Origin of the sequence: Phocaeicola intestinalis (genome assembly GCF_014837065.1) — a bacterium.
GTDB lineage: Bacteria > Bacteroidota > Bacteroidia > Bacteroidales > Bacteroidaceae > Phocaeicola > Phocaeicola intestinalis.
Genome location: NZ_JACSPP010000104.1, coordinates 1 through 5604 on the forward strand (window position 1 = coordinate 1; position 5604 = coordinate 5604).

Consider the following 5604-nt stretch of genomic DNA (forward strand, 5'->3'; position numbering starts at 1 on the left):
GTGGTTAGATACCATTAAAGGTACTGAATTTCAGCCACTTGACCTATTTTATTCTGCTAAACTTTATTAATTAACTTGTTTGTTATCAACGGATTAGATATCAATTTAACGAAGTATTATATGGTACCTCCAATCTGATATTGGCAGTTTCAAACAGGTCCAATTGCACTTGGGTACTTATATATCCTCTGTCCCCTATGACTGTACAATTACTATAATCCACTTTCACATCCTTCAGGTAATGAATGTCATGCACACTTGCCTTAGTGAGGTCAAAGGAATGGATGACACCACTTAACCCACAGACTGCATGGAGTTTATGCCCATAGTAATACATGCTTTGTGATGCGCAGTAGCCTACCCCAGGTGCTTTACTAAAGTCCTTCTTCCCCATACTGCAACGTTTGGAACGGGCAATACGACATACTTCTATCGGCTTCGAATCAATACAGAAATAGTCTTCACCACCATCCATTTCAGAAACCATTCTTTCTCGGATTGCATTACATAGGGAGGACGTTATTTTACGCCTGTCATTGTATTGTCGGCGGGAAATAAGGTTGGGTATTTCAACCCTATATTCCTGTAGCTTTGCAAACAACAGCGACTCACTGTCAATACCAACAGCCTCTGATGCCATGTTCAAAGCCACTACTTCAAGGTCTGAGAATTTAGGGACGACTCCTCGTCTTGGCACATTCCCAGCTTCATTGACTAAATTGCCGGCAATTTGCTTGCATATGTTCAGTAATTTTGCGAATATTGCATATAAGTTGTGCATACGATATTTGTCTATTAAAAGTTTGGTTACATTTAATTTACTAAATATCAACAATATGCGCAACTTTTTAAACATAATTCTCAAACCAAATTAATTCCGCCAATAGGTTTATATTAGCTTTGTGTATGCCTTAAATAAATGACTGACATGAAAAATATATGGATTTTCTCGTTGATTGTCTTTTATTCCCTTTTGGGATATGGTCAATCGTATAAATTTTACACTACCGATAAAGAGCTTTCAAGTAGCTTGATAAATCAAATCTATCAGGACAAGGATGGTGTAATATGGGTTGCTACAGAATATGGCCTCAATCGTTATGACGGAGTTAAGTTCACAATATATAAACATGATATTGATAACCCCCATTCTTTGATGAACAACTATGTGAAGAATATTTTTCAAACCAGTAATGGGGATTTGATTATCTGTACGTTTTCCGGTATCCAGAAGTACAATCCTTTGACTGATGATTTTTCCCTCCCGGCTAGAACTGTCGTGGATGAGACATTTGTAAATGTTGTCGGTTCGGTCATGGAACGAAAAAATGGAGAAATATGGATTGCTTCCCCTACACCCGGTAAACTTATTGTAAAGGATGATGAACTGGTTGTGGATTTCCTTGATTTGCCGATACCGGACAATCACTTTCCCGATCAGTATGTTGAAGATAAAGAAGGAAATATTTGGATAGCAGTCGGTGGTGTTGGAGTTTATAGGATAACACCAGAAAATGAGGTAACTTTATATCTGAAAAACATTCATAAATTGCATGCTTTGTGCCTGTGTAAGGATAATGATGGAAATCTTTTTGTGGGTAGTTTGGGGCAAGGTCTATACAGATATAATGTACAGCTGGATGATTTTGAACATATTTCATATAATAGTGAAGCGCTTCCTGTAAAGTTTTTGATGGAGAAAAGTCCTAATGAGATATATATAGGGACGGACGGACAAGGAATTAAAGTTTATGACAAGAAAAAAAATACAATAGTTGATTATTCGATAGAGTTTTATTACTTGAATCTGAATAAATCAAAAGTGCATACAATGTGGACGGATAAAGATGGAAGCCTATGGATTGGTTTATATCAAAAGGGTATTTTGTACCAACCTGTAAATACGAATAATTTCAAATATCTAGGCCTTAAATCAATTTATAAAAATATCATTGGAGATTGTTGCATTACTTCTATATTAAAGGATCGGGACGGATTTCTGTGGGTTGGAAGTGACAATGATGGTATTTATCGTATATCAAAAGATAAAAATCATAGTTTGCATTACTCCATGACAGGAAATCAGAAGACGCTTTCTGGGGCCATTCTTAGTTTATTTGAAGATTCAAAATCAAATTTGTGGTTTGGTTCCTATACAAAGGGAGTAGGTAAAATTGATAAGAGAACAGGTAGATGTATCTTGTTTGGACAATTGAAAAGTAATGATGGAAATCCTATTCCTGCCGTTTTCGCCTTTGCTGAAGATAAGGAAGGACGTCTTTGGATAGGTGCGACTGATGGTTTGTATTGTTATGATTTGAATTCGGGGCAATTGAAGCTTTTCAGTGAGATGAGTGGAAAAGTTATCGCATGGATTAATTGCTTGCATTATTCATCGTCTAAAAATAAATTGTTTGTTGGGTCTTATGGAGGCCTTGATTGTGTAGATTTGGATTCTGGTATTTTCTCCAGTAAAAAAATTATAAGTACGAATGCTGTGCATTCTATATGTGAAGACAAGAATGGTATCATTTGGACCGGGACATCTGAAGGTATATATTCCTTTGATGTGAAGCATGAAAAGGTAGAAAGTTATACTGTTAAGGATGGCTTGCCAAGTGATGTTATTTATGCAATTCAATGTGATGATAATAACAGGTTGTGGATAAGTACAAATTCTGGAGTTTCTTGCTTTCATCTGCATGACAAACAATTTGTTAATTATTATGTAAGTGACGGGTTGCAAGGGAATGAGTTCTATAAAAACTCTTCATATAAAGATTCTGATGGAATAATTTATTTTGGGGGAATGAATGGTTTGACTTATTTCAAGCCGGGAGAAATCTTCAGCCCCAACAAAAAATGGAATGTCCGGATTTCTGATTTTTATGTATTCGACAAGACTGTGAGGACAGGTATACGCTCAGGGGGTAAAGAGATAATTGACAGATCTATATTTGAGGCTACAGATTTCTATTTGTCATATAAAGATAATACATTCAGTTTGGAGTTTTCAACGGTAGAATTGAATAAACCGGAACGTTTGGTTTATGTGTATTCTTTTAATAATGGGGATTGGATTAATCTTCCGCATGGGATTAATCGGGTGTCTTTTAGTAATTTAACTCCTGGTGAATATACTTTTCGCATTAAGGTGAAGGACGGAATGATGGAATCGGATGTGAGGGAATGTACGATTCATATATCTTCCCCCTGGTGGGCAACGGTATGGGCTAAGATTTCTTATTTCGTGCTTGCTCTAGTTATTATAGGAGTTGGTATATATAGATTTAAACGTCATCTGCATTATAAGAAAGAGAGAATTGAGCATCTCCATGCTGTAGAGATAAATAATGCCAAGCTTCAGTTCTTTATTAATATTGCACATGAAATCCGTACTCCATTATCGTTGGTGGTTAGTCCGTTATTGGGCCTGATGAAGACGGATAAAGATGAGTCAAGGCAGAAAATCTATAAAACAATTTATCGGAATACCCAGCGCCTTCTGTTATTGGTCAATCAGTTAATGGATATTCGAAAAATTGAAAAGAACCAAATGAAACTGACTTTTCAAAAGATTGATATTGTCCATTATATACGTCAGATTTGTGAGTCATTCAGTATACAGGCTTCAGTCAAGAATATAGCCTTGAATTTTAATACACATGGATGTGAGAATCTGGACTTATGGGTAGACCCGGCTTATTTTGACAAGATTATAATAAATATATTATCCAATGCCTTTAAATTTACGAAGGAGGGAAGTATCGATATTGATTTGTTTATTGCCGGGCAGCAGGAGGGGGCTGTTTCGGTAGCACAATATGCCAAAATCCAGATAACAGATACAGGTATTGGTATTGACGAAAAGGAATATGAACATATATTCGAAAGATTTTATCAGGTTCATAATAATTTAAGTACGGCTGGTACGGGTATCGGTCTTCATTTGGCGCAATCATTAGTAAAACTGCATCATGGTGAAATTTCTGTCGGAAGGAATGTCAATGGATTGAATGGTACCACATTTACTATCGAGATACCTTTGGGTGATTCCCATCTGAGCCAGGATGAAATTTGTGGAGAAATAGAAAAAGGAGAGACGATAATTTCGCCTGCTACGGATATGGAAGTACCATTGTTGGAAAATCCGGATCCGGAAAAGAATCTTCATGTTAGAAGAAAATGGAAAGTGTGTATCGTTGAGGATGATGATGAAATCCGGAAATATATAAAGGACGAACTTTCTGTGGCATATCATATAACAGAATACAATAACGGGAAAGAGGCCTGGTCGGGTATCTTGAAGGAAATTCCGAATTTGATAATAAGTGATGTCATGATGCCAGAGATGGATGGTTTTACATTATGCGAAAAGATTAAGCAAAATGTAAATCTGAATTATCTTCCTGTCATTCTGTTGACTGCCAAGACTACGGATGAGAGTACTATAAAAGGGTTGGATATCGGTGCTGATGCATATATAACCAAGCCATTTAATATTGCTATCTTACATAAAACGGTGGAAAATCTGATTCTCAAACACCAGAAGATGCAGAATATCTTTACCGGCCGGCAAGGACAGGATGATAAATTGGACAAGTTAGAGGCAAAATCGCCCGATGAAAAACTTATGGAACGAATAATGAAAGTGATAAATGACAATCTGAGCAATCCGGAACTGACTGTAGACGTGATTGTAAATGAGGTCGGTATCAGCCGTTCCCATCTGCACCGGAAGCTAAAAGAACTTACCAACCAGCCGACCAGACAATTTATCCGTAATATCCGATTGAAGCAAGCGGCACAACTTTTAGCCGACAAGCGCCATTCCATTGCGGAGGTTGCACAGATGACAGGATTCTCTAATCCTAATAATTTCTCGACTCTCTTTAAAGAATTATATGGGGTTACCCCTTCTGAATATATGGAACAACATCTGCAGGAAAATAAATAAAACTAATCTCAGTATCAGCCCTCCTTCCCATTAGAGACAAAGGAGGGCTGACTTTCTCTAAATCAAAGCGATAACATTCATAATAAGCACTTTCTGGCAGAGTATTATTGATGTGTTTTCCTGGTAGAAGTTTGATGTCATTCCCAAACTTCTTGATATGAAATATGGGTTTGAGACATTTCAAAAGCCTTTTGAAACGTAAAAAGATAAAATGAAACATTTATAGATGGACGCGACACGTAATAATTCTGTGTTCTGATTCTACATTTCTAATTTTGTGTTGAAAGATTTTTTTTCTATGCTTGACAATCGTGTTTGTAGAAGATGTTAAACAATGTTTCAATATTAATCTTATAATTAGTTATATGAAAAATGTAAAACGGAAAATTCAGAAAATTCCTTCCTTACTGTTCTGGATGCTGTTATGCTGTCTTACAGCTTCGGCCCAACAAGGGATGACAGTAAGAGGTATTGTGCTTGATGATGATGGTGAAGGTATCATAGGTGCTTCCATTGTCGTAAAGGGCAATAAATCGATTGGTACAATATCCGATTTTGACGGAAACTTTCAATAGAGTTTATGTAATTTAGATTTGTTATATATCGCGCATACGCGTACCTTTGCAACATGAATTACCGCGACCATA

General features: G+C 36.6%; 1 protein-coding gene and 2 pseudogenes. 2 read left to right on the forward strand and 1 reads right to left on the reverse strand.

Annotated elements, in window-relative coordinates; all coding sequences use genetic code 11:
* Positions 1 to 118: 118 nt before the first annotated feature.
* Positions 119 to 856, reverse strand: a pseudogene (locus H9625_RS16935) (IS982 family transposase); the annotation flags it as partial.
* Positions 857 to 928: 72 nt separating this feature from the next.
* Here H9625_RS16935 and H9625_RS16940 point away from each other — a divergent pair.
* Both H9625_RS16940 and H9625_RS16945 read left to right on the forward strand, forming a co-directional pair.
* Positions 929 to 4957 (forward strand): hybrid sensor histidine kinase/response regulator transcription factor, encoded by a 4029-nt coding sequence (locus tag H9625_RS16940; RefSeq protein WP_191765492.1) that lies wholly within the window; start codon positions 929 to 931, stop codon positions 4955 to 4957.
* 365 nt (positions 4958 to 5322) lie between these two features.
* Positions 5323 to 5526, forward strand: a pseudogene (locus tag H9625_RS16945) (hypothetical protein); the annotation flags it as partial.
* Between the last annotated feature and the right edge of the window lie 78 nt (positions 5527 to 5604).